Source organism: Leisingera sp. F5 (genome assembly GCF_001593695.1).
This window is the reverse complement of record NZ_LUKH01001319.1, coordinates 1-1,115: the sequence shown is the minus strand read 5'-3', so window position 1 is coordinate 1,115 and position 1,115 is coordinate 1. Positions and strand designations below refer to the sequence as shown.

At 60.4% G+C, this 1,115-nt stretch carries 1 protein-coding gene; it reads left to right on the top strand.

All coding sequences use genetic code 11. The features are described 5' to 3' along the window. The coding region (locus tag A2I95_RS41090) for a helix-turn-helix domain-containing protein (RefSeq protein ID WP_291738039.1) at positions 1-426 on the top strand (426 nt) is incomplete at its 5' end. Positions 427-1,115 lie beyond the last annotated feature (689 nt).

The window sequence follows — 1,115 nt, the reverse complement described above, 5'->3', positions numbered from 1 at the left end:
ATGCGGGTGTCCGCGCTTAAAGCGGTGGTGGGCCAAATCGTGGAGCGCCAGGGAACCTATTTCCGCTTTGGCGACGGCGCTCTGGCTCCGATGACTCTGTCCGAGATTGCGCGGGAAACCGGATTTCACCTAAGCACCGTCAGCCGAGTGCTGAACGGTTTGCTGATTGAAGGGCCGAACGGCATTGTTCTTGCGCGCACCCTGTTCACCGGCACGGCGTCGGCCCAGGCTACCCAGTCCAAGCCGCAGGTCCAGGTGCGCATTCGGGCGCTGCTGGCCGACGAAGACCCGAAGAAGCCGCTGTCCGATCGGCGGCTGACGGCCATTCTGCAGTCCGAAGGGATCGCGGTGTCGCGCCGTGTCGTGTCGAAGTACCGGCAGGACATCGGCATCTACGCCGCCTCGAAGCGCCGGCTGCCGGCCTGACGCGCCAACCCCTCGGCGCGGTATGACGCTACAGAAGTGAACATCCGGATGCGGTTGTTGGCCCGCACGGTTCCGGCGATGCTGCGATGCGGAAAGCCCGATATTTTTTAGCGGTTTGCGCTGACAGGCGCGGTGCTTTCGGGGTGCGCGGTGCGGGATGTATAATGCGGGTGTTTCAGCAGGTGTAACGAAGCGTAAAGTCATTGGAACGGCGATTGTAACGTTTTGCGACAGTCCGCCCATATGCCTCGCCCGGCCTCGGCCTCAAGCGAAGTGCCCCGCGAAAAACTCATCGAAAAATATTATTCAAAATCAGTCAGATAATATATTTCTTCGCGCCGCTTCGGACGTCTGCCGAATTCTGGAACCGGCCTTGCCAGAAGAGAACCACAAGACGCTAGCGCCCGGACAGGACGCTCAAAGAACGAAGGACAGGGAGAGAGACCAGCAGCCGCCTCGATGCAGCGGGCGTGTCGAACTTCTCAACCTTTGCCGAGAACCGGTGCCTCAAGGGGGGCGCCAAACCGAAACGGCAAAAGCCGCCAACCGGGCGCCGGGCGACTGGCCCCAGAGCTTTAAGGAGGCTCATGGCATGACTTTGACGCTCAACAAGATCACGTCCCAACGTGGTATCTCGGTAGGGGAGGCCACTAAGAAGATCTCCGATCTCGGATGGAATCCGTCCTACG